Annotated in this window: 24 protein-coding genes; 13 read left to right on the forward strand and 11 right to left on the reverse strand. The window is 63.4% G+C overall.

Annotation, left to right across the window (positions count from 1 at the left end; translation table 11 throughout):
- The first annotated feature begins 112 nt into the window (after positions 1–112).
- Complete coding sequence (locus KO538_RS11405; protein WP_219328374.1) at positions 113–2,032, forward strand: methyl-accepting chemotaxis protein; 1,920 nt, start codon at positions 113–115, stop codon at positions 2,030–2,032.
- Positions 2,033–2,039: 7 nt separating this feature from the next.
- Here the strand turns inward: KO538_RS11405 and KO538_RS11410 are convergent, their stop codons facing one another.
- On the reverse strand, positions 2,040–2,939 hold the full coding sequence (locus KO538_RS11410) for a LysR family transcriptional regulator (RefSeq protein WP_219328375.1): 900 nt from the start codon (positions 2,937–2,939) through the stop codon (positions 2,040–2,042).
- Between the two features lie 109 nt (positions 2,940–3,048).
- Between KO538_RS11410 and KO538_RS11415 the strand changes: the two genes are divergently transcribed.
- A complete protein-coding gene (locus KO538_RS11415) occupies positions 3,049–3,981 on the forward strand; it encodes a DMT family transporter (protein WP_219328376.1) in 933 nt (310 codons plus the stop codon).
- Positions 3,982–4,027: 46 nt separating this feature from the next.
- Here the strand turns inward: KO538_RS11415 and KO538_RS11420 are convergent, their stop codons facing one another.
- A complete protein-coding gene (locus tag KO538_RS11420) occupies positions 4,028–4,906 on the reverse strand; it encodes a serine hydrolase (protein ID WP_034758101.1) in 879 nt (292 codons plus the stop codon).
- A 416-nt stretch (positions 4,907–5,322) separates the two neighbouring features.
- Between KO538_RS11420 and KO538_RS29750 the strand changes: the two genes are divergently transcribed.
- Together KO538_RS29750 and KO538_RS11430 are read left to right on the forward strand one after the other, a co-directional pair.
- Positions 5,323–6,585, forward strand: coding sequence for a histidine kinase (locus KO538_RS29750; protein ID WP_219328377.1), 1,263 nt, complete (start codon positions 5,323–5,325; stop codon positions 6,583–6,585).
- A complete protein-coding gene (locus KO538_RS11430; protein WP_034757697.1) occupies positions 6,582–7,331 on the forward strand; it encodes a LytTR family DNA-binding domain-containing protein in 750 nt (249 codons plus the stop codon). The genes KO538_RS29750 and KO538_RS11430 overlap by 4 nt, the downstream gene beginning before the upstream one ends.
- 30 nt (positions 7,332–7,361) lie before the next feature.
- Here KO538_RS11430 and KO538_RS11435 read toward each other — a convergent pair whose 3' ends face one another.
- Positions 7,362–7,580, reverse strand: coding sequence for a molybdopterin-binding protein (locus tag KO538_RS11435; protein WP_034757699.1), 219 nt, complete (start codon positions 7,578–7,580; stop codon positions 7,362–7,364).
- A 173-nt stretch (positions 7,581–7,753) separates the two neighbouring features.
- Here KO538_RS11435 and KO538_RS11440 point away from each other — a divergent pair, with 173 nt between their 5' ends.
- The gene (locus tag KO538_RS11440) at positions 7,754–8,239 is read left to right on the forward strand and encodes a hypothetical protein (protein WP_219328378.1); all 486 of its coding nucleotides are present in this window, start codon (positions 7,754–7,756) and stop codon (positions 8,237–8,239) included.
- Positions 8,240–8,252: 13 nt separating this feature from the next.
- On the opposite strand, the gene KO538_RS11445 is transcribed toward KO538_RS11440, so the two are convergent.
- Positions 8,253–9,371 carry a hypothetical protein gene (locus KO538_RS11445; protein WP_219328379.1) on the reverse strand — a complete coding sequence of 373 codons (1,119 nt, stop codon included), beginning with the start codon at positions 9,369–9,371 and terminating at the stop codon, positions 8,253–8,255.
- On the opposite strand from KO538_RS11445, the gene KO538_RS11450 reads away from it, so the two are divergent.
- Positions 9,370–9,525 (forward strand): hypothetical protein, encoded by a 156-nt coding sequence (locus KO538_RS11450; protein WP_219328380.1) that lies wholly within the window; start codon positions 9,370–9,372, stop codon positions 9,523–9,525. The two genes, KO538_RS11445 and KO538_RS11450, sit on opposite strands and share 2 nt — an antisense overlap.
- A gap of 4 nt (positions 9,526–9,529) precedes the next feature.
- Entirely contained in the window at positions 9,530–10,678 is a 1,149-nt protein-coding gene (locus tag KO538_RS11455; RefSeq protein WP_219328381.1) for a LuxR family transcriptional regulator, read from the forward strand.
- A 43-nt stretch (positions 10,679–10,721) separates the two neighbouring features.
- On the opposite strand, the gene KO538_RS11460 is transcribed toward KO538_RS11455, so the two are convergent.
- Entirely contained in the window at positions 10,722–11,777 is a 1,056-nt protein-coding gene (locus tag KO538_RS11460; protein WP_034757720.1) for a sulfate ABC transporter substrate-binding protein, read from the reverse strand.
- Positions 11,778–12,078: 301 nt separating this feature from the next.
- Between KO538_RS11460 and KO538_RS11465 the strand changes: the two genes are divergently transcribed.
- The gene (locus tag KO538_RS11465; protein WP_219328382.1) at positions 12,079–12,609 is read left to right on the forward strand and encodes a GNAT family N-acetyltransferase; all 531 of its coding nucleotides are present in this window, start codon (positions 12,079–12,081) and stop codon (positions 12,607–12,609) included.
- Between the two features lie 65 nt (positions 12,610–12,674).
- Here the strand turns inward: KO538_RS11465 and KO538_RS11470 are convergent, their stop codons facing one another.
- Complete coding sequence (locus tag KO538_RS11470; RefSeq protein WP_219328383.1) at positions 12,675–13,487, reverse strand: class II glutamine amidotransferase; 813 nt, start codon at positions 13,485–13,487, stop codon at positions 12,675–12,677.
- Positions 13,488–13,719: 232 nt separating this feature from the next.
- Between KO538_RS11470 and KO538_RS11475 the strand changes: the two genes are divergently transcribed.
- The gene (locus KO538_RS11475; RefSeq protein WP_070303075.1) at positions 13,720–14,556 is read left to right on the forward strand and encodes an EAL domain-containing protein; all 837 of its coding nucleotides are present in this window, start codon (positions 13,720–13,722) and stop codon (positions 14,554–14,556) included.
- Between the two features lie 100 nt (positions 14,557–14,656).
- Positions 14,657–15,406, forward strand: a complete 750-nt coding sequence (locus KO538_RS11480) for a YcbK family protein (RefSeq protein WP_374106846.1) — start codon at positions 14,657–14,659, stop codon at positions 15,404–15,406.
- Positions 15,407–15,538: 132 nt separating this feature from the next.
- Here KO538_RS11480 and KO538_RS11485 read toward each other — a convergent pair whose 3' ends face one another.
- The gene (locus tag KO538_RS11485; RefSeq protein WP_070303076.1) at positions 15,539–15,742 is read right to left on the reverse strand and encodes a DUF3460 family protein; all 204 of its coding nucleotides are present in this window, start codon (positions 15,740–15,742) and stop codon (positions 15,539–15,541) included.
- Positions 15,743–15,824: 82 nt separating this feature from the next.
- On the opposite strand from KO538_RS11485, the gene KO538_RS11490 reads away from it, so the two are divergent.
- On the forward strand, positions 15,825–16,706 hold the full coding sequence (locus tag KO538_RS11490; RefSeq protein ID WP_034757741.1) for a LysR family transcriptional regulator: 882 nt from the start codon (positions 15,825–15,827) through the stop codon (positions 16,704–16,706).
- Here KO538_RS11490 and KO538_RS11495 read toward each other — a convergent pair.
- Positions 16,682–17,149 (reverse strand): PACE efflux transporter, encoded by a 468-nt coding sequence (locus tag KO538_RS11495; RefSeq protein ID WP_070303078.1) that lies wholly within the window; start codon positions 17,147–17,149, stop codon positions 16,682–16,684. The genes KO538_RS11490 and KO538_RS11495 overlap by 25 nt on opposite strands.
- A gap of 182 nt (positions 17,150–17,331) precedes the next feature.
- Between KO538_RS11495 and KO538_RS11500 the strand changes: the two genes are divergently transcribed.
- Together KO538_RS11500 and KO538_RS11505 are read left to right on the forward strand one after the other, a co-directional pair.
- Positions 17,332–17,790, forward strand: a complete 459-nt coding sequence (locus KO538_RS11500) for a hypothetical protein (protein WP_034757746.1) — start codon at positions 17,332–17,334, stop codon at positions 17,788–17,790.
- Positions 17,791–17,898: 108 nt separating this feature from the next.
- Positions 17,899–20,073, forward strand: a complete 2,175-nt coding sequence (locus KO538_RS11505; RefSeq protein ID WP_307788882.1) for an EAL domain-containing protein — start codon at positions 17,899–17,901, stop codon at positions 20,071–20,073.
- Here the strand turns inward: KO538_RS11505 and KO538_RS11510 are convergent.
- The 3 genes from KO538_RS11510 to flgL all read right to left on the reverse strand — a co-directional run bounded on the left by KO538_RS11510 (position 20,058) and on the right by flgL (position 23,269).
- Positions 20,058–21,158 carry a glycosyltransferase family 9 protein gene (locus KO538_RS11510; RefSeq protein ID WP_219328384.1) on the reverse strand — a complete coding sequence of 367 codons (1,101 nt, stop codon included), beginning with the start codon at positions 21,156–21,158 and terminating at the stop codon, positions 20,058–20,060. The genes KO538_RS11505 and KO538_RS11510 overlap by 16 nt on opposite strands.
- Before the next feature lie 150 nt (positions 21,159–21,308).
- On the reverse strand, positions 21,309–22,352 hold the full coding sequence (locus tag KO538_RS11515) for a hypothetical protein (RefSeq protein WP_070303082.1): 1,044 nt from the start codon (positions 22,350–22,352) through the stop codon (positions 21,309–21,311).
- 5 nt (positions 22,353–22,357) lie between these two features.
- The gene (gene flgL / locus KO538_RS11520) at positions 22,358–23,269 is read right to left on the reverse strand and encodes a flagellar hook-associated protein FlgL (RefSeq protein WP_034757761.1); all 912 of its coding nucleotides are present in this window, start codon (positions 23,267–23,269) and stop codon (positions 22,358–22,360) included.
- Between the last annotated feature and the right edge of the window lie 5 nt (positions 23,270–23,274).

The raw sequence follows: 23,274 nt of genomic DNA on the forward strand, positions 1-23,274 counted from the left end.
GCATTCCGAATATTGATGATAATTGTTCCGATTTTTGTGTGAAAATGCTTTCATAGAGAAAGTAGTGCAAAGCACTGTTTCTCGTCACTCAAATCGAAACGAGGAGTCCATCATGTTGTCTTCCCTTCGCACGCGGCTGGTGCTCATCTGCGTGGCCATCGTCGTATTGTCCATGCTCGCCTTGTCGGTCGCCAATTACGTCACCACACGCAGCAGCATGCTGGCGTCATCGGACCAGCAGATGCAGCAGCTGCTGCAAAGCCAGTCGGCCGTGCTGGCGCAATGGGTCGATGGCAAGAAAAAGGTCATGGCGTCCGTCGTCATGTCGGCCGAGACGCCCGATCCGCTGCGCGCCTTCGAGATCGCGGAAAAGGCTGGCGATTTTGCGGAAGTGTTCATCGGCTACGCGGACAAGCGTTCCGTGTTTACCCATCCGGGCCGCCCGGCCGATTTCGACCCCACGGCGCGCGCCTGGTATACGGACACGGTCAAGGCGGGCGTGCCGATGCTCACGCCGCCGTATGTGGACGCGGCCAGCCACAAGCTCGTGGTGTCGTTTACGGCGCCCGTCGGGCCGAAACAGGCATTAGTGGGCGTGGCGGGCGCGGACGTGCTGCTCGATACGGTGATCGCCAACGTGGTGGCGATCAAGCCGACGCCGCACAGCTTTGCCTTCCTCGTCGACCAGAGCGGCATCATCATCGCCCACGCGAACAAGGACCTGAGCTTGCAGCCGGTGGCGAAACTCGATGCGTCGCTGTCGGCCGCACAGGTCAACCGGCTGGAAAGCGCGCGCACGAGCGAGGCCGTGCGATTGAACGAGCGCGACGGCAAGCTGTACGTCACGCGCGTGGCCGGCACCGACTGGCTGCTGGCCGTGGTGCTCGACCAGCAGGAAGCCATGCAAGCCTTGCAGACGATGCTGACGACGGCCACCGTCACGGCCGCGCTGCTGACCGGGCTGGCCGCGCTGCTGCTGTCGCTGCTGGTGTTCAAGATGCTCAAGCGCCTGGAACTGGTGCGCGACGCGCTCGACGATATCGCCTCGGGCGAGGGCGACCTGACTCTCCGCCTCGACGCTTCCGGCGTGGACGAACTGGCGCAGATCGCCGGCGCCTTCAACCGCTTCATCGACAAGATCGCCGCCGTGCTCGTAAAAATCCGCACGGCCAGCGAGTCGGTCAAGGTATCGTCGTCGGAAATCGCCGCCGGCAACCAGGACCTGTCGTCGCGCACGGAGCAGCAAGCGAGTTCGCTGGAAGAGACGGCCGCCTCGATGGAGGAGCTGACCAGCACCGTCAAGCAAAATGCCGACAATGCGCGCCAGGCCAACCAGATGGCGCAATCGGCATCCGGCGTGGCGAGCAAGGGCGGCCAAGTGGTGGCGCAGGTGGTCGATACCATGGCCTCGATCAACGATTCGTCGAAGAAGATTGTCGACATCATCAGCGTCATCGACGGCATCGCCTTCCAGACGAATATCCTCGCGCTCAATGCGGCCGTGGAAGCGGCACGCGCGGGCGAACAGGGACGGGGCTTTGCCGTGGTGGCGACGGAAGTGCGCAGTTTGGCCCAGCGTTCCGCAGGGGCGGCCAAGGAAATCAAGCTGCTGATCGACGATTCGGTGGGCAAGGTCGATTCTGGCGCGCGCCTCGTCGACGAGGCCGGCGCGACGATGCAGGAAATCGTCGACAGCGTGCGCCGCGTCACCGACATCATGGGCGAGATCACGGCCGCCAGCGTCGAGCAAAGTTCGGGCATCGAACAGGTGAACCAGGCGATCGCGCAGATGGACCAGGTGACGCAGCAGAACGCTGCCCTGGTGGAAGAGGCGGCCGCCGCAGCGGAAAGCCTGCAAGACCAGGCCAGTACCCTGGCGCAGGTGGTGGGCGTGTTCAAGCTCGATGAAGGGCAGGCGCCGGCGCCTGTCAAACCGGTGGCGCGGGCAGCCATCGCGCCGCGCATCGCCAGCCGGCCAGCACCGGCGCCCGCCGCCAAGCCGGAACGCAGCGAGGAGTGGGAAACTTTCTAAGTAGCGTTCAAGCGCGCCGTGGCGCCAGGGTCGGCGCCATCTGTTTCGCCACCTCGAAAAAAGCGTTGGTGGCCGGCGTGTTCTGGCGCCGGTCGCGCACGGCCAGGCCCACCTTGCGGCTGACGGGGGGATTCAAGGGCAGGGCGACCAGCTCCGGATACTGCTCGCGCAGCCGCTGGGGCAGGGCCAGTTCTGCCACGATGGACAGGCCGTCGCCGCGGCTGACCATGTCGAGGATGGTGATCACCTGGCTGATGCGGTAGGGCACCTGCGGCTGCAGCCCCGCGTTGGCGAACAGCGGCTCGATCAGGCAGGCGCAGCCCGCCTCGGACATGATGAACGGCCCTTCGCACAATTGGGCCAGGGTGATGGACGTTTCGCTGGACAGTGCATGGCTGCGCGGCACCAGCGCCATCATCTGGTCTTCCACCAGCGGCGCCGTATCGAAACGTTCGTCGGGCAGCACGACGAAGCCCACGTCGACCCGCCGCTCGCGTATCCACTGCACCACTTCATGGTCGGCGCCTTCGTCGATGCGCAGGTCGATGCCCGGATAGCGCAGGCGGAATTGCGCCGTGATGGCCGGCAGCAGATTCAGGGATGACGTGGGGCCGAATGAGCCGATACGTAGGCTGCCCTGGCGCTGGCCCAGCACGTCGGCCGCTTCCTGGCGCATGGCTTCGGATAGCCCGAGGATTTCGCGCGCGCGGACCAGCAGCTGGCGGCCCACGTCGGTCAGCTCGGCCGAGGCCTGGTGGCGCACGATCAGGTCCACGCCCATCTCCTTTTCCAGCGCCTTCAAGGCGTGCGAGACGGCCGACTGGCTGATGCCCAGCTGCGCGGCGGCGGCGGAAAAGCCGTGCAGTTCAGCCACCAAGGTAAAAATTTCCAGTTGCGTGAAGGTCATGGTGTGGTTTCTTTGTGCTATGAGTATTTACTCATTATTTCATGAGTTGATATTAGTATTAATATATATCTGCAGCATCCGCTGCACAAGCGACATCATAGGACTTTCCATGCGCACTACCGCCATACCTTCCGCCGCCTTGCCTTCCGTGCAATCGCCGCTCGTCTACCTGAAACTGATTTTCGTCGCCCTGTTCTGGGGCGGCACTTTTATCGCGGGGCGCGTGCTGGCGCAGCAGATGCCGCCCATGACGGCTGCCAGCGGACGCTTCGGCGTGGCCGTGCTGTTGCTCGTCGTGCTGGCCTGGAAACTGGAAGGGGGCTTGCCGAGCCTGGACCGCAAGCAGCTGATGACGACGGCGGCCCTGGGCCTGACGGGCATCTTCTTGTACAACCTGTGCTTCCTGGCCGCGCTGTCGCGCATGCCGGCGGGGCGCACGGCTTTATTTGTCGCGCTGAACCCCATCGTCACGGCGCTGGCCTCGGCCATGCTGTTCCGCGAACGGCTCGGATCGTTCAAGTGGCTGGGCATCATGCTGGCGTTCTGCGGCACGGCCATCGTCATCACGCGCGGCGACCTTGCCGGCGTGCTGCACGGTAACGGCGGCGGCATCGGCGCCGGTGAAATCTTCATGTTTTGCGGTATTTCCAGCTGGGCCGCCTACACCCTGATCGGCCGGGTCGCGCTGAAGGGCTTGTCGCCGATCGCCGCCACCACGTATGCATCGATGTGGGGCCTGGCCTTTTTGCTGGTGGGGGCGGCCGTGGAATTTCCGAGCGTGCCATGGCACAGCTTCGGCTGGCAAGTGTGGGCCGCCATTGGCTACCTGGGCGTGTTCGGCACGGTGATCGGCTTTGTCTGGTATTACGAGGGCGTCAAAGCGCTGGGGCCGTCGCGCACGGCCGTGTTCAACAACCTCGTGCCCGTGTTCGGCATCGTGCTGGCGGCGGCGCTGCTGGGCGAGCCGGTGCTCGCCTCGATGCTGGTGGGCGGGGCGGTGACGATTGCCGGCGTCATCATGACCAACCGGCAAGCGAAATAGTTCCGGGGGCAGACCCGTCGGGTCTGACCCCAGCATTCAGCCGTGCTTAACGGGCGCGGCGGCGCTTCGATGGCTTCGCCGGCGCTTTTTTATGCCGGCTGACCGAGGCGCGCATCACCTTCGGCTCTTCGATGCCGTTCTCGGCCGCCAGCATGCGGCGGATGTTGACGGCGTCCATGGCGCGCACGGAATTGGCGCGCGCGTTGAGCAGGATCATCGTGGCGAACTTGCCGGCCGACTTGATGCGCATGATCAGGCAGCGGCCCGCTTCATTCGTGTAGCCCGTCTTCGACAGGCCGATGTCCCAGCCCTTGGCGCCCACCAGGCGGTTCGTGTTGTGGTATTCCACGTCGCGGCCCTTGATCTGGATGACGTCCTTCGAATCCGTGGTGATGCGGCTGATTTCCGGGTAGCGCGAGGCGGCCACGGCCATCTTGACGAGGTCGGCCGCCGTCGACTGGTTGTTCGGCGACAAGCCCGTCGGTTCTTCGATCACGGTCTGGCGCATGCCCAGGGCCTTGATCTTGGCGTTGACGGCCACGGCAAACGCCGTCGGGCCGCCGGGGAAGGTACGCGCCAGCGAGGCGGCGGCGCGGTTGTCGGATGACATCAGCGCCAGTTGCAGCACGTCGTGGCGGCTCAGGGTGGCGCCCACGGGCACGCGCGAGGTGCTGTGCTTCAGGGTATCGACGTCCTCGCGGTCGATGCTGATCTCTTCCTCCATGTTCGCCTTGGAGTCGAGCACGACCATGGCTGTCATGAGTTTGGTCAGCGAGGCGATGGGCACCACCACGTTGGAGTTTTTTTCAAGCAAGACTTTGCCTGTACCGTCTTCGACCACCAGTATCGACTGGGAACCGAAGGGCACGGCGATGGCCGCTGTCGAAAGCGTCATCAGCACCGCGGCGAACATTTTTTTGAGCATGGGATTGTATGTGGAAAAGCAGTTTTGGGGCGCCATCGTGGGCGCTGCGCGCAAATCCGGAACGGGGTCGCGCGGGGACGCGGCGTGTATCTCGGATGCAATATTTGCCAAGCTTAGACAATACCATTAAAGATCAAGCGATGTCTACGGTACAGGCCCGTAACAGGCGGCGTTGCGGCCAATTTGGCAAATAAAAACGGCTATTCTTGCCGTAGTGAAAATTGTTACGCAATTATTGATTTCACCTTGGAAACTTCGTATGATTTGAGCAATATTGATGACGAGGGCCAGGCAGGCGCCGCACGCTTCGTCGTTGATGCCTGCCGCTTCGTGCTTCGTCGCCCCGCGCTATGCCCTGCAACAGGGGCGCCGTAGACTGCGTTCATGCCTGAATCACAGACCACGGAGAACGCATCGTGTTAAAAAAATATACGGACTGGTACCGCAGTGTCGATGAGGAATCGCTGCTGGTGCTGAAACACCCAGAGATGGCGGAGCAGGTCCAGGGACGGATGCGCCGCTACATCGCCATGAAGCTGGTCAAGCTGACGCCGATCGAGCGCCAGCAGTTGCACGATTTCCTGCTCAAGTACCGCGGCGCCGGTTTTTACATCGCCGCTTTCAAGCTGATGCTGTTGTTCAGCGCCATCGGCGTCGCACTGCACTTGCTGCTGCCAGCCAAGTTCGAATTGCTCAAGGCCCTGGTCTTCAGCAACGGCCTGGGGTTTGCGCTGGCGTGGGGCCTGGTGGGCGTCTGGTTCAATTACCGCAGTTCCGTGCGCAACAAGCTCAAGAAACTCTTGCTGATCGTGTCGACCTGCGTGGCCGGCGTGGCCGTTGGCGTGCTGATGGCCGGCCTCAGCGATACCGGTTCCATGGACATGGCCTTCGAGCGTTTGCTGCGCGTGGGCGGCACGGCCTTGCTCGTGGCTTGCCTGTTTTACATGGTGCCGCTGGCGATCGTGACCACCTGGCGCAACCGCCAGTACGAAGCGCTGACGGTGCAGCTGCAGCAGGATGCCGAGCGCGATCGTCTGGCACGCGAACTGAGCGAATCGCAGCTGCGCCTGCTGCGCGCGCAGATCGAGCCGCATTTCCTGTTCAATACCTTGGGCGCCGTGCAACAGCTGGCCGAACAGGGCGCGCAAGGCGCCGGCAAGGCCGCGGCATTGACGGCCGACCTGATCGCCTTCCTGCGCGCCAGCCTGGCGGAGATGCGCAGCGAGCAAGTGCCCTTGCAAAGCGAGTTCGACATGGTGGCGGCGTATTTGCGCGTGATGCAGGCACGCATGGGCTCGCGCCTGCGCTATGCGCTGGACCTGCCGGCCGAGTTTGCGCACGCGACGATACCCAGCATGATCTTGCTGACCTTGGCGGAAAACGCCATCAAGCACGGTATTGAACCATCGTTGCGCGGCGGCGAGATCCGCCTGTCGGCGCTGCGGGTGGACGGCATGCTGCGCCTGCGCGTGCAGGATACGGGCATGGGTTTGCCTGCCAGCGGCGCCGACAGCGCACAGGGCGGCGGACTGGGCCTGGAAAACGTGCGCAGCCGGCTATTGCTGTCCGATCCGTCCGCCAGCCTGAGCCTGCACGACGACGGCGAGGAGGGCGGCGTGACCGCTGAAATATTGCTACCCATCAAAATTGCATCGAGCCTGAAAGACCCTGCCGCATGAATCCCACCATCCTGATTGCCGAAGACGAACCCCTGATGCGCGAGCGCCTGCAAATGCTGCTGGCGCAAGCCTGGCCCGAAGCGCACGTCGTGCTGGTGGCGGAAAACGGCAACGATGCCTGGGACGGTTTCCTCGAGCATGAGCCGGACGTGGTCTTTCTCGACATCCGCATGCCGGGCCTGTCGGGCCTGGAAGTGGCCGAGCGCATCGGCAAGCGCGCCCATGTGGTGTTCGTCACGGCCTACGACCAGTACGCCGTCGACGCGTTCGACGCGGGCGCCGTCGACTACCTGCTCAAACCCGTGCAGGCCGAGCGCTTGCAGCGGGCGCTGGCACGGCTGCGCGACAAGCTCGGCGCCCAGCCTGCCGACATGGCCAATTTACTGCAGTCGCTGCGTGCGGCCTTGCCGGCGCCGCCGCGCGACAAGTTGAAATGGATCAAGGCCAGCGTGGGCAAGCAGATCCGCCTGATCGACATCGACGACGTGCTGTTCTTCCAGGCCGACACCAAGTACACGCGCGTGGTGCTGGCCGGTTCGGAAGCGCTGGTGCGCACGCCATTGAAGGATTTGCTGGGCGGCCTCGATCCGGAACAGTTCTGGCAAATCCACCGCGGCACCATGGTCAACGTGAAAGCCATCGAGGCGGCTGAACGCATCGACGCCGAGCGCATGCAGGTGCTGGTGCGCGGCAGCACGGAAAAGCTGCCCGTCAGCCGCACGTTTACGTATCTGTTCCGCGATTAGCGATTAGCTGGCAAGGCAAACGCCGCGCGCTTACTGGATCTTGGCGATCGACACTTCCGTCGATTTGACCAGCGCGATGACTTCGCTGCCCACTTTCAAGTCCAGGTCCTTGATCGAGCGCGAGGTGATCACCGACGTGACGATGCCGTGCGGCGTTTCCACGTCCACTTCCGAAACCACGGGTCCAAAGATGATTTCCTTGATCTTGCCGCGAAACTGGTTGCGTACATTCACTTCCGAGATAGCCATGATATTTCCTTTGTGCCCGTAATACGCCATGCGGCGCGACAAGGCCAGAGTACGGCCCGCGCACGCTTTTGACCACGAATCGATGCGCATATCGATATGCGCAAAGCGTGCGCCAGCACTGACGCTAGCACTTTATTCGCCTATACTTGGCTGCAACATCCTGGAGGTTTGCCATGCGTCCATTGCCCTTGCTGCTGCTCTTGCCCTCATTTGCCGTGCTGGCGCAACCGGTCGCGGCGCTGCAGCCGATGGCTTTCCTGGCCGGGCATTGCTGGAAGGGCGAGTTTGCCGGTGGCAAGCAAACGGATGAGCACTGTTTCCAGTGGCTGTACGGCGGGCAGATGCTGCGCGACGTGCACACGGTGCGCAGTCCCGACAAGCCCGACTACGTGGGCGAAACCACGTATTACCACGATCCCGCCGCAAACAAGGTCGCCTTCCTGTATCTGGAAAACAGCGGCGGCCATAGCCGCGGCACGATGCAGCCGGTAGACGACGGGCTCGACTTTCCCGCCACCGACTATGTGGGCGCCAAGGGCAAGACCTTGACCTACCGCGTGCGCTGGACACCATCGGGCGATGCCTATGAGGCCGCCAGCGAGATGCTGCTGGACGGGCGCTGGGTGCCGCAGTTCAAGCTGCTGCTGAAGAAGCAGTAAGGCTGGTTTCCCCTTATTCCAGTTCCGGCTTGGCCTGCGTGGCATCCCTGTGGCTGTATGGATAAGCAGTACCCGGGAGCAAATCCACCGCCAGTACCGACTTGCATTGGTCCATGACTTCCTTGTAGTGCTGCCACATTTCCACATACTTCTTCGGATGATTGATAAAGGTGATGCACATATCGGTCAAGTGCCCCTTGTTCAAGATCATCTTGACGATGTCGGTACTGGCCCTGGCAAGGTATTCTGCCGTTCCTGCATTGATGGTACTGGCACCGGGCTGGCTTTGCGCCAGCTTGTCGGCCAGTTCCTCTTCGAGCGCGACACGCTCGGCCTGTGCTTGCGCCAGCCCCGCGTTCGTCTCCACCTGCCCGGCCTTGCCGTCCGTGGCGCTGGCGGAACTTGCACCTTCCTGGGCGGTCTTAAGCATGACGACTTCCTTGTCCGTGGTGGCCAGGGCCGTTGGTTTGACTTGAACGGCGGCATCGGCATTGGCTTGCAGGGCTTGTTCTTTTTTGATGGCAAGATCCAGTTTCGCTTGCGTTGCCAGGGCATCCTGGGATGCCTTGAGGCGCCGTTGTGCCTCTGCGGTTATGTCGGTATGGTCTGCCAGCACCGGCTGGCGCGCCACCACGGCGCCAGTCAGTTGCTCGATGGCCAGGATACCCAAGGTCAGGTCTTGCGAACGCTCCATGAGCAGCATGACGTCAGCATCGTTGAGCCATTTGTTTTGCGCGTATTCGCAGATATTGAACAGTTGCTGACGCATCAGGGTGATGCTTTGGGAGTGCAGGCCCACGCTGGCTGCATTGGCGCGCAGGGCATTCGAGACGGCGGCGCTGTCGGGGCCGGCGCTGAGGGTGCCGCCGAAGGAGGAGGCATACGATTGCAGGGCATCGGGTGTCGGCTCGGCACAGGCTTTGCCATCTTGCGTGACATGAATGACGCGCTGGGCCGCATCGAGGTGGACGGCCATGCCAGCGCCTGGCAAGTCGGTCGTGCGGTGGATGGTGTGCAGGTTGGCACAGGCCGATAGCGCCAGCAGGAGGGAAGCGCTCGCGGCCATGCGCAAGGGCTTGTTGCCTGCATGGATCAACTGGAGAGTGTGGCGACCGGTATCGATTGAAGGCATGATGCTGCTCCTTGATGAGAACGAGGTTGGGGAGAACACTGGCGATGGCATGCGCATGGCGGCAGCCGTCGATGCCATGGTGCGTGCCGGCCCGTTGCCACGCATCCTTCAAGTGAAGGATGCGGTACTGGTTTGCCGTTTTTTTTACAGGTAGGGCAATGATGGACAAGGAAGGCGCGGATCCCGTTATCGCCGCCTTTTACCGGGCGGCATTGGAACCGCCGCAGTGGAGCGTGGCCATGCGCGCGTTCGCCCGGCTGGCGGGCGGCGATGTGGCTTGCTGTTTCCTGAAGGCGGAAACGGGCGAGGTGCCGTCGCGCGGCTATGTGACCGGGCTGGACCAAAGCGCCTGGGAGGACGGCTACCGGCGCTACTACCATGCGCTTGATCCCGGCTATGCGGTGCTCACGCGCGGGCCGCCCGGGCGCATGCATCTGATGCAGGATTATTTCAGCGAGCAGGCCGTGGCGCGCAGCGAGTATTTCCAGGATTTCTATTTGCGCGCGGGCGTGCGCTATTCGTGCAGCGGCGTCGTGCGCGACAACGGCGCGCTCACCATCCTGTCCGCGCACCGTGCTGCGGGCCAGGGCCCCTATGACGCGAACACGCGCGCCCAGCTGCAGCGCGTGCTTGACCATCTGCCGAATGTTTTTTGCCTGCGCGATACGGCGCAGCAAGCCCAGGCGCATGGCGCGCTGGCCTGGGAGGCGCTCGATGCCTTGCCGCGCGCCATCTTGCTGGCCGATGCCTGCCTGCGGCTGGTTTTCATGAACCTGGCGGCGGAGCGCTTGCTGGCCGCGACGTCACCGCTCGCCTCCGTGATCACCTTGCATGGCGGTAAGGTGGCTGTGCGCGTGAGCCAGCTGCAACAGCAACTGGCGCAGCGCGTGCGGCAGGCTTGCGTCGGACTGGCGTGCCACCGTCCCGCTCCCTTGTATGCGAGTGACGCAGACGGCCGGCCGGCGCTGGAAATCGGCATCCTGCCGCTGCCCGTGCGTATCGGCCCGGCAGACGGGGAGGGCGCCAGCCTGGCCATGCTGTCCTTGCGGCCACTGTTCAGGAGCGCGCGGCGGCATTGGCCCGGCGCGGCCGAGCGGCCATGCGGCTTGACGGGCGCGGAGTGGTCGCTGGCGCTGGCCCTGGCCGACGGCATGGAGCCAGCCGAGTACGCGCAGCGCCAGGGCGTGTGCATCAGTACCGTACGCAGCCAGATCCAGGCCATCCTGGCCAAGACAGGCACGCACCGCAGCAGCGAGATCGCCAGCCTGTTCAGCGCGCTTGAATGGCACGCTGGCGCGCAGCCATAAAAAAACCGGGACATGTCCCGGTTTTGTGCTGGTATGGCGAAGATTACTTCTGATAAATCTTGTCGAACTCGCCGCCATCGTCAAAGTGTTTCTTTTGCGCTTGTTTCCAGCCGCCAAACACGTCATCGATGGTGAACAGCGTGATCGGCTTGAAGCTGGCCGCGTATTTCTTGGCGACTGCGGCCGAACGGGGGCGCAGATAGTGCTTGGCGACCAGTTCCTGGCCGGCTTCCGAATACAGGTATTGCAGGTAGGCCGTGGCTTCCTTGCGGATGCCGCGGCGGTCGACGACCTTGTCGACGACGGCCACCGGGGACTCTGCCAGGATGGAGATGCTTGGATACACGACTTCGAAGTTGTCGCCGAATTCGGCGCGCACCAGTTGTACTTCATTTTCAAACGTCACCAGCACGTCGCCGATTTCACGCTGCGTGAAGGTAGTTGTGGCGCCACGGCCGCCGCCGTCCAGCACGGGTACGTTCTTGAACAGCTTGGTAACGAGGTCGCGCGCCTGCGCTTCGCTGCCGCCTTTTTTCACGGCATAGCCCCATGCCGCCAGGTAGGTGTAGCGGCCATTGCCCGAGGTTTTCGGGTTCGGCACGATGACCTTGATGCCGGGCTTGGCCAGGTCGTCCCAATCCTTGATGCGTTTCGGGTTGCCTTTGCGCACCAGGTACACCATGGTCGAATAAAACGGCGCCGCATTGTTCGGGAATTTCTTGGCCCAGTCGGCCACCACGAGTCCGCGGTCGACGAGGATATCGATGTCATTGGCCTGGTTCATGGTCACGACGGACGCTTCCAGGCCATCGGCGACGGAGCGCGCCTGCTTGCTTGAGCCGCCGTGCGACTGCTTGATGGTGATGGTTTCGCCCGTTTTGGCTTTCCAGTCAGCAATAAATGCGGGGTTCACATCCTTGAACAGTTCGCGCATCACGTCGTAAGAGGCGTTCAGCAAGACCACGGGTTCGGCGGCGCTGGCCGCCATGGGCAGGCTCATGGCGGCAGCGGACGCGGCCAGGGCGCTGGCCAGGAACCAGCGGCGCGAGCGTTGGGTGAGCGTCGCTGCGGTGGTCGATACGGCGTTGGAATGGGTCATGTTGAACTCTTGTTGTGAGAATAGATAGACATAGTCTAAAATTCCGGCCGGAAAAGAAACGAATTTTTCGTAATATGCTTAGATTTGATTCCCGTTTACGCTAAAAAACAGATATCGATTTTTGGAAACATTCGTGGGCAAGGCGCGCACCAGCACTTAGTCTGCAGGCATGGCGCCATAGGCAAAACCGGTCTGTGGCGTGCGGCAAAAAACCCGATTGCGCCGCTTGGTGTATAGTCGAATCGCACGATACAGGGGTAAAACCGCCTGCATCGGCAACTGGAATATTTTGTGAGCGTACATGAGTCTTGAAATTCGTATTGCAACACCGACCGACGCTTTCGAGGCGTGCAACGTATTACGACGCTCCATCGTCGAATGCTGCAGCCTCGATCATCGGGACGATCCGGCCATCCTGGAAGCCTGGCTGGGCAATAAAACACCGCAGATGGTGGCGTGCTGGTTCGCGTCGCCCACCAATTTTTCGCTGGTCGCAGTCGAGGCGGGCGCCGTGGTCGGCGTCGGCTTGCTGACGCGCGCCGGCAAGTTGGCTCTGTGCTACCTGCTGCCCGAGGCGCAAGGCCGCGGCGCGGGCAAGGCGCTGGTGGAGCAGCTGGAAGCGCAGGCGCGCGAGTGGGGCATCAAGGCCCTGCAGCTGCACAGCACTGCCAGCAGCCAGGCCTTTTTCGTCAAGCGGGGCTATGTCGAGGCGGGCAATGTGCGTTCGCCATATGGCGTGGAAACGATTTTTTGCTGGAAACAGATTGATCCCGCTGGCATTGCCAGTGGCGACCCCAAGCGCAAGCGCTTTTGCAACTGCAATTCGGCCTGACGGCTATCCTGCATTTCAGCCCGCCCATCCGGCGGCGGGCCTTTCCTTCCTTTGAATAGTTCCCCTCAATAACTGATCTGGATATACACGCCTGGTTGCGCGCGATCGTTTGCCGGTAGCAAGGTGCCGCCGGCAAACAGTTTCAGTTCGCCGGGCGCGAAGGCCAGCCAGTCCTCGTTTTGCGTCAGCGGATGCGTGGCGATGACGGCGATGCGGTCGTCCAGATGGTTGTGCTGGCGAAAGTCGATGCTGCGCTTGCAGTCGATCAGTTGCGCTACGGAAAAAGGGTATTCGCGTATTACATAGTGCAGATGCGTGGAGCAGTGGGCAAACAGCAGCTCGCCGTCCGACAGGATGAAATTGAAGCTGCCGTGCGCGGCGATGTCCTTGGCGACCTCGGCGATGGCGGCGCGCAAGTCGGCGCGCGCGGGTTCACCGAGGGGAAACTGCGTGCGCAGGCTGGCCAGCAGGTGGCAAAACGCCTGCTCGCTGTCCGTGTCGCCGCTGGCGCGGTAGTGTGCATTGGCGGGCGCGCGCCACGTTTTCAAGTCGCCATTGTGGGCAAATGACCAGGTCTTGCCCCACAGTTCGCGGGCGAACGGGTGGGTGTTTTCCGGCGCGATGCGGCCCTGCGTAGCCTTGCGGATGTGCGCGACGATGTTTTTCGCCTTCACGGGATGCTGCTTTACCTGGGCCGCCAGCGGCGAATCGATGGCGGCCAGGTGATCCGTCACCAGGGTGCAGCCGCTACTGGAATGGTAGGCGATGCCCCAGCCGTCGCGGTGCTCGTCCGTGCGTCCGCCCCGCTCGGCAAAGCCGGCAAAGGAAAATCCCAGCGCGGCCGGCTTGCTGCTGTTCATTGCGAGTAACTGGCACATGGCGGCCCTTCCTGATGGTATCGGTACATGCGCACAGTAAAGGCGGGCGCCGGGGGCGGGAACGAATGTTTCCGACTATCGTTATGCGCTGGCCGTCGCAATCCTTATGTGCTGGGCGCATATCAAATGGCGAAACCATTCGTTCTCCTTTGCTTGGCGCTGCCTTACTCTGCACACTTTGGCGCCGTCTTCCCCATGAGGGCAGCTGGCGCAGCCCGATGAAGGAGCACGTATGCCATTTCCCGTCCTGAAAAATTACCTGGCCCGCCTGTCGCACCAAACCCAGGCCGGCACCAGCGTCTGGCTCGACGGGGAGGGCAGGGCGCTGGGGCGCTTTTTCAATTGCACCATGACGAGCGCCTTCCAGCCGCTGCGCGAACTGGACAGCGGCAAGCTGGTGGCGTTCGAAGGGCTGGCGCGCAGCGTGTCGAAGGCGGACGAGGGCTTGTCGCTGTGGCGCTTGCTCGACCACGCGGCCAGCGACGACGAATCCGTGGAGCTGGACCGGTTGTGCCGCATGCTGCACGCGATCAATTTCTTTCGCCAGGGCGAAGCGGAGCAGTCGGACCTGTACCTGAACGTGCATGACCGCCTGCTGAGCGCCGTCAGCAGCAATCACGGCCACGCCTTCCAGCGCATCCTCGACGCGCTGGGCTTGCCCATCGAGCGCATCGTGCTGCAATTGCCGACGGTCACGACTAACCAGGGCTGGCTGCTCAATTACGTGGCCGACAATTATCGGCGCAACGGTTTCCGCCTGGCCATCAATGTGGCCAGCGTGCAGGAGGCGACCGGCATGCTGGAGCGCTTGCACCCGCATGCGTTCAAGCTCGACGCGGGCAATCTCAGCGACGAGCAGGCCGTCGCCAGCTTCGTTACTCTCTGCCATGCGGCGAAGATCCGCGTCATTTTCAAGCGCCTCGATACGCCGCCGGCGCTGGCCGCGCTGCAGCGGGTTGCCGCCATCACGGGCTTGCCCATCGTGGCCCAGGGATATTTATTGGACAAGCCGTTGACGGCGCTGGCGCAGGCAAGCCGCCACGTGGCGGCCAGCGCGGCCGCCGCATAGGGCACCGAATACCAAAAATGAGGGTGACACGATAGGCATTGAGGGTTTTTCTTCGCAGCACAATACGCTATAGTATTCCCATCGTTAAATTGGACTGACTATGGCATCGCGCAGAAATTTTCTACATCACGGTATGGGCCTGGCCGCGCTGGGCCTGGTAGCCACTCCTCTCATCGGCTGCGCCTCGCGCACGGCCGCTCCGGCCTCGGCTTCGGCCAGCGCCAAGCCGCGCGCACCGCGCACGGCCGTGCCGCCGCAGCCGACGCAACTGGCCAGCGTCGACCGCTCGATCACGTCGCAGTCGCGCCAGGCCATCACCGAGATGGAACCGCCGCCCGACATCTTCGACGCGCAGGCGCTGGACCTGGAATTCTGGCTCAAGCCCCGCACCCTGGAAGTGGTGCGCCCGGCGAGCAATGAAAAAGCCAAGCTGCTGTACTGGAAAGATGGCGAAGTCATCGATTCGGCTTACCAGGAACTGTGCCACTTGCTGCGCGACGTGAACGGCAAGAAGACGGCGCCGATCGACCCGAAACTGCTGGAAACCCTGTGGGGCACGCAAGCGTTCGTGGCTCGCTACGGCATCGAGCAGCCGCTGGAGATCCTGTCGGGCTACCGCACGGCCGAGTCGAACAGCCGCCTGCGCGAAGCGGGCGTGCCGGCCGCGCGCCAGTCGCTGCACATCTCGGGCCGCGCCGCCGACATCCGCGTGGCGAATCTGAACGCGGAAGTGCTCGGTTCGCTCGTGCGCAGCTTCAAGCAGGGCGGCGTGGGCTTCTATTACCGCAATGGCCCGCGCGGCGGCTGGATCCATGCGGATACGGGCCTCCAGCGCGTCTGGAAAGGTTAAACGAAAGATTAAACACCTGACAAAACCGTCGCGAGCGGTAGTGATTTGTGGCCGAGACGCGCAGCCGTACGAAGGTACGGCGAGCATCGCAGGCCGCAAGGCGCACCGCGCAGTAGGTTTGGTCAGGCGTTTTTAGTCGTAGTGGTAGGGCGGCTCCGGCACGCTGTCGGCGTGGATCAGTTCCAGTTCGCGCAGCTTGGCGGGGCGTTCCCACCAGATGCGCCAGCCACGCCGCTGGTTTTCCAGTACTTCCGGGTGCGTCTGCAGATAGCCGTCGATAAAGCGGGTAAAGTCCGAGACATAGCCGCTGCGGCGGTACGGTAGTCGATGGCGCATGCGCGTCCTCCCATGGTTTTTCCTTTTGACCGCCCTGGCGCGCAAAAGTGCCGCACTTTCCACCGCACTTTCCATATTCCCCATGAAACTGTCCAGCCATAACATCGAACTGTTCCTGGCCGTCGTCGATGGCGGTTCGTTCTCGGCCGCCGCGCGCGCCTTGCGGCGGGCGCCATCGGCCGTCAGCATGGCGATGGCCAATATCGAGGCGGAACTGGGTATCGCCCTGTTCGACCGGGGCGCGCGCGAAGCCGTGCCCACGCCGGCCGCCATGGCGCTGCTTCCCCACGCGCGCCTGATCGCCGAGCAGTTGAAGCAGTTGCACCTGCACGTGCAGGAATTGTCGCAGGGATTGGAAAGCCGCATTTCGCTGGGCATCGCGGCCGAGCTCGACCATACGCCCTTCCTGGCCGCCGTGCGCGCGCTGTCGCAGCGCCATCCGCTGCTCGACATCGAAGTGTTGACGGCGCCGCAGGACGATGTGCTCGACATGCTGCACCGGGGCCGCATCAGCGCCTGCATGGCTTTTGCTGGCGGGCGCATCAATCACGAGGAACAGTTCCAGCTGGTGGGCAGCGATGCCTTGCTGGCGATTATCTCCACCCAGCATCCGCCCGACGCGGCGGGCCGGCCCCTGTATATCGAGGAATTGGTGAATTTGCGCCAGATCATCGTGGCCAGCCGCGAACTCGACCTGGCCGACGCGCGCCCCGTGGTGGGACTGTCCTACTGGCGCACGGACAGCTTGCCGATGGCGCTGGCGATGGTGGAAGCGGGACTGGGATGGGGTAATTTTGCCGCCTCGGCCATCCAGGATTCGCTGGCGGCAGGGCGGGTGCGCTGCGTGGCATTCAAGAATACGGGCAATGGCCTCGTCGTGCCCATCCACCTCGTGTGGATGAAGGACCGGCCGCTGGGCATGGCGGCGCGGTCCTTTCTTCAGTTGCTCAGCGAAGCGGCCTGAATGTCGGCCGGCTCTTCCTTCGGCTGCTGCGCCGACAGGGGCACGCCGAACAGGCCGTCGAAGAAATAGTTAAAAATGAAGCTGTAGCACGGGATGATCAGCATCAGCGCGAAATCGAGCACGAACGCTTGCCACAGGCTGATGTCGAGCCACCAGGCGATCAGCGGAATCAGGTAGATGACCAAGGTGATCTGGAAGCCGATCGCGTGCAGGATACGGCGCCAGACGGTGCGCGTGCGCGACACCTGGCGGATTTCCCAGTATTCGAACGCCGTGTTGTAGAGCAGGTTCCAGATCACGGCGATGGTGGTGATCATGATCGCCAGCGGTCCCGTGCTGGTGGGCGATTCGCCCGAAAGCAGGGTCAGCCATGCCGTGGAAATAGCCATGCCGATGATTTCAAAGGCGGTGACGTAGACGATTTTGCGTTTGATGCCTTGCATGTAAAGCCTGTAAAGAAGAGATGGCGGCTATTTTAAGTCAGGTGTGCTGACGTTTAAAGTCGATAGCTGTCAGTTTTTCTGATTGATTCGGTGTGGGAATACCATGCGCGCCGTGAACGGTGGATAATGGCGGCTGGCGGGCAACCGGTTCCGCCGCATCACCGCAGAAAAGGTCAACGAGCATGCAAGGCGCAGCAGACAGCAACATCCCCGACGTTCCCGATACTCCCGCCAGCCCGGAAGAGCGTCCCCGTTTCCGTCCCCGTCCATGGGAGCACCTGGAAACGCCATACGACGTGGAAGTGTGGATCGAGGAACATAACCGCAGCATGCAGGACAATATCCGCGCCACGGAAACGGGCGTGGGTATCTGCTTTACCCTGGCCGAAGGGGGCGATATCTATATGCAGACGAGCGCCGACGGCGCCGTCGTGCTCGACGTGACGCCGGACGCGGCCTGGGTGTCGCCGCTGATCAGCGCGGCCACGGGCTGCGAGGCGCCGGATTCGTCCTTGTGGGTCTTGCCCGACGATAAGCTGATCCAGCTGATCGTGGGGCTGTCGAGCCTGGTGGCGAGCACCTTGCTGGTGGTCGGCCATGATTTCGGCTTGCGCCGGCACCGTATGGGCATGGGCCGCTGAGCGGCCCTGTTGCAGAAACGGCATCCATGGCTCGACACTGCGCGTGGCGCGTGCTAGTCTCGCTACTGCACCCACCTGTTTTTCAGGGCGGCCGTGCCAAGGACAGCCATGGATACACCACCGCAAGCGGTACCTGCTCTGGATTCCTCCCCGCCCGGCCACGACGGCGTGCCGCGGCACGTCGCGCCCCTGCTTGACGATGGCGTCTTCAGTCCGGAACGGATGAAGGCCGAACGCGAACAAGCGTATTTCAACGATTTATACCTGCTGGCGCCCGTCGCCTATTTCGTGCTGGGCCTCGATGGCGTGATCCTGCAGGTCAACCTGGTGGCGGCCGAACTGTTCGGCCTGGCGCGCGGGCGTCCCGGCCACGTGCTGTTCCGTTCTTTTGTGCACGAGGCGTTCCGCCGCGATTACGAACAGTTCGTGGAGCGCGTGCTCAATAGTAGCGAGCCCGAGCGCATCCAGCTGCAGGTGCAGCTGCCCCCGCCGCGTCCCGGCGTGCGCGAGGCGGGCTTGCCCGTCAGCCTGCTGGGCAGCGCCGATCCGAACGGCCAGGCGCTGCGGCTGGTGCTCGAGCAGGCCGAGGGCAAGCTGGCCGCGCTCGAACGCAGCGAAGAGCGCTTCCGGCGCATCGTGCACAGCGCCGAAGAGGGCATCTGGGAAATCGATGCGCAGGCGCTGACCAGCTTTGTCAATCCGAAGATGGCGCACATGCTCGATTGCCAGATCGAGGATATGCTGGGCCAGCCGCTGGCGGCCTTCATGGATGAGGAGGGGCGCGCCATCCTAGAGCGCAACATCGCGCGGCGCCAGGACGGCATCGTCGAGCGCCACGAATTCAAGTTCCTGCGGCGCGACGGCAGCACCTTGTGGGCCACCCTGGCCACCAATCCCATCTTCGACTCCAGCGGCACTTACCTGGGCGCGCTGGCGCTGGTCAGCGACATCACGGCGCAGCGCGCCGCGTCCGAGCGCATCTGGCGGCAAGCCAATTTCGACCAGCTGACGGGCTTGCCGAACCGCCACATGTTTCTCGACCGCTTGCAGCACGAGGCGGCCCACGCCAAACGCGAGGGCGCTTGCCTGGCCCTGCTGTTCATCGACCTCGACCATTTCAAGCAGGTGAATGACAGCCTCGGTCACGAGAAGGGCGACATGCTGCTGCGCCAGGCGGCGCGGCGCATCAGCGAACGCGTGCGCGCTACCGATACGGTCGCGCGCCTGGGCGGCGACGAGTTCACCGTCATCCTCGCCGGCGTGGGACAGCTGGGCGGCATCGAGCGCGTGCTGCAGGAATTGACGGCCGCGCTGGCCCTGCCGTTCGTGCTCGACGGCGACACGGCGCAAGTGTCGGCCAGCGTGGGCGTGGCCCTGTATCCGGCCGACGCCGAGTCGCCGGACACCTTGCTGCGGCACGCCGACCAGGCCATGTATGCGGCCAAGAGTGCGGGGCGCAACGGCTACAGTTATTTCACACCGGCATTGCAGCAGGCGGCCGAATTGCGCCGCAGCACGGTGCGCGAGATGCGGTTGGCGCTGGCGCAGGATCAGTTCGAAGTGCATTACCAGCCCATCATCCGCCTGTGCGACGGCAGCATCGAACGGGCCGAGGCGCTGCTGCGCTGGCGCCATCCGCTGCGCGGCTTGCTGGCACCGGCCGATTTCATCGGCTTTGCCGAGGCGAACGGCCTGATCATCGATATCGGCGAGTGGGTGTTTCGCCAGGTTGTGCGCCAGGCGCGGCAGTGGCAAGACGAGCATGGCACCGCGTTCCAGATCAGCATCAACAAGTCGGCGGTGGAATTTCGCTGCGACGCCGCGCTGTACCAGGACTGGGGCGGGCATCTGGCGCGCCAGGGCCTGGCGCCGGGCGCCATCGTCATCGAAACAACGGAAGCGGTGCTGCTCGACGAGGCGCGCCAGGTGGTCGACCGGCTGCGCCAGTTCCGCGCCATGGGTCTGGCGCTGGCGCTCGACGATTTCGGCAGCGGCCAGGTGTCGCTCGCGTGCATCCAGAAGGCCGATATCGATTTTCTCAAGATCGACCGTTCGCTGGTCGGCGAACTGGGAAGCGATGGCGCGGGGCAGGGCCTGTGCGAAGCGATCATTGCTCTGGCGCAGCGCCTGGGCCTGAAAGTCGTGGCCGAGGGCGTGGAGACGGCGTCGCAGCGCGATCTGCTGCGTGCCGCCGGCTGCGACTATGCGCAGGGGTATTTCTTTTCGCGCGCGCTGCCGGTGGGGCAGATGGACCGCCTGCTGGCGTCTCAGCCGGCGGCCTGAACTGTCTCCTGCGCCGGGCCGGCGCCTTCCATCAGGTCTTCCACGGCGGCCAGGGTCTCGGCATCGCTGACCGAGACCAGGGTCAGGCCTGGGGCCAGGATGACGCGGTAATGGCGGCTGGCCGGGTAAAACCAGCGGTAGTTGTCGGTGCGGATGTAGTAGCCGACGATTTTCTTGTCATACGCCGAGGCGATGTGGATCACCGACGTGTCGGGCGACAGCACCAGTTCGCAGCGGCGTATCAGGGCCGCCAGCTCCAGGATGTGGCCGGTGGGCGGCGCGCTCATCACGTTGGCATGGCCGGCGCCGCGCACGATCTCGGCGGCGCGCGTCTCGGTGCCCGGCGCGGCGATCACCAGCAACGCATGGCGCGGATAGCGTGCCGCCAGGGCGGCGCAGCAGCGCTGTGCATCGGCCACGCTGACCGTGCGTTGCGCATTGCTGCCCTGGAAATTGAGGCAGAACAATCCGTCATGCGTGCGCAGCAGGCTGTCGCAGGCGGCGTCGACCCGTGCCGCGTGCGCGTCCACACCGAACAGTTCATAGCGCATATCGATGTCTCGCAGGCCAAACTGCTCGAACGTGGCGAAAAAGCTGTGCAGGATGTGGCGGCTGCGGTCGCAGGGCACCGTATGGTCGAACATGCCCAGCTTCGCCGTCGAGGTGCCGTACTTGGGAATGGCAAAGCCCGTCAGATAGCGGGCGCCCAGCCATTTGATACGCAGCAGCAAGGGAATCGAAAAGCGGTTGTAGGGGTTGAAGATGACGTCGTAGCGGCGCCGGCGCAGGTCGGCGATGGTGGTGCGCACATCGCGCAGCAGCGGCTGCTTGTCCCAGATGAGGATCTCGTTCACATGCGGGTTGCCGGCGATGACATCGCGGTTGGCGCTGCTGGCGGCCACGTCGATCTGCCAGTGCGGATAGTTTTTCTTCAGCTCGCGCAGCAGGGCCGACGTGACGATCATGTCGCCGATCTTGTCGTTGCGCAAAATCAGCACCTTGCGCACCTTGGCGATGTCGAGGGGCTGCTTGCCGGATTTTCCCAGCAGGGCGTAGCTGATCAGCCGGGCGGCGGTTTTTATCAAGGGAACTCCGGAGGTGGATGATGAAATGCGCTGGCGTAGTGGTGAATCGGCCAGCGACAGCAGCATCTTACGGATTTCCACCGTCCTGAGCTAGGGGGCATGCCCCTTTTATTGCCGCGTGCGCCAGGGCGGCGCACGCACGGGAAGCGGTTATTCCAGGCCCAGCAGGGCGACAACGCGCTCGCGGCTGATGCCGACCAATGCCGAGCTGATCGCCAGCAGCGATTCATAGCCAGGTTCGCTGGCCTTTTGCGTGAAGTTTTCCGCCAGGGTATCCATGCTGACGTTCACTTGCACCGGTTGCGCGCGGGCAACCCGTCCCGTCGCTTGCGCCAGGGCCAGGCTGACGGAGCTGCGCGCCGCCTGCAACTGCGCCAGCGCCTGCACCACTTGCTGCAAGGTGGCGCGCAGGGCTTCCACGTCGCCCGTATTCCATTCTTCCGGGGCGATGGCGGCCGGTTCCGCATCCGTGCGCACGCGGCTCATCTGGCCGGTCGGGTAGCGGATGCCGCTGCCGCGCACGGACAGGCTGTCGCGTACGTTGGCCCAGGCCGCTTCCGATGTGCTGAACACCAGTTCGCCATTCTCGCCCAGCTTGACGCCGATGCCTGATGGCATCAAGGCACGGTCGAAGCGCGAGACGATTTCATTCGCGCTCAGGCCAGGTTCGATATTGACCGAACGCAAGGCCTGGTTCGCGCCGCCGACGGAAAACGCCAGCACTTCCTGCGGGCCTTCCTGCAGGCTGGCCATGGTCAGGCCGCGGATGCTGAAGTTCTGCTGCGCCGCCTGCGGGCTCGTATAGCCGAGCTGTGCGTCGAGCGTGCCGCCCGAGGCGCTGGCGCGCTGGCGCCAGGTATTGCTGAACTGGCGCACTCTGGCCTCGACTTGCCCTTCGCGGCCCTGGCGCGCGGCCAGCTTGGCTGCCAGTTCGCTTTTCAGCGCTTGCAGCTGGCTGCTGCTGCGTTCCAGGTAGTCGAGTGTTTGTTGCGCGTTGGAAATCTCCCCCTGCAGCTGGTGATCCCAGTTGCTCAGGCCCCGCTGCAGGCTCGCCGTCGACCTCTTCGCCGCTGGCGCCTCGCTGCGCGCACTGGCGCTGCCGTTGATGGCGGCGGATGCGTCATCGACGACGCGGGCTGTGCCAGCGCCTTTGGCATTGACGCCGGAAGAGGAGGAGGTCTGAACGATTTGCATGATGGTCAGAGAAGATCAAACAGGGAAAGGGTGCCCACCTTGGCGTATGCCTTGTATGTTGCCTGCAGGGCCGTCTGGTAGCCGGTCAGTTCAATGGCGGCCGCGCCCATGTCGGTCTTTTTCAGGTCCAGCAGTGCCGAATTGTTCGACAGCGAGACATTCGACAGGTTGCCCGACAGCGTGGTGAGGATGTTTTGCGCGCCGCCAAAAATGGCGATCTTGCCGGAGAGCAAATCCATGCCATCATCGGTGCCGCCGAGGCCATCGTTTACGATGGCGCGCACGGCCGGGTCGTTCGGGTTCACGCCCGGCGTGCCGAGGGTGGTGACGACCTTGTCGATTTTGTTGAGCCACACTTCCAGGTCCTTCACGTCGACGTTGGCAGCCTGCGTCACGCCATTGCCGACCACCACGGTCTGCGTGTCGGTATTGCCGACGTAGCTGTAGCGCGAACCGACAGCTGCCGCCGGGTCGTATTTGATCGCAGGCTGGTCGGTTGCCGTGCCGGAAAACATATAGCGGCCTTCCTGGTCCTTCAGGTTGGCCGTGTACAGCACGCTGTCGCGCATGGCTGTCAGCGATTGCGTCATCGCGTTCAGGTCGCCGGGTGTATTGCTGCCGTCGGCGGCCCACACGAGCAGGTCGCGCGCCTGGCCCATGTCGGTAACCATGCTCGACAGGTAGTTTTCGTTCTTCAGCAGGCGCACTTTTACCGTGGCGATATTGTCCTGGTACTGGGTGACCATGGCTTGCTCGCGCGTCAGGCGCGAAATGCGCACGTTGCCGATCGGATCGTCCGAAGGCAACTGGATGCGCAGGCCCGAAGACATCTGCTGGGTCAGGAAGTTGATGCGTTCCTGGTTTTGCTGAAGCGAAATATTGATCAGCGATTGGTACTGGCTACTGGCGACACGCATGATCT

It is taken from the genome of Janthinobacterium sp. NKUCC08_JDC, from assembly GCF_019345575.1.
GTDB lineage: Bacteria > Pseudomonadota > Gammaproteobacteria > Burkholderiales > Burkholderiaceae_D > Janthinobacterium > Janthinobacterium aestuarii.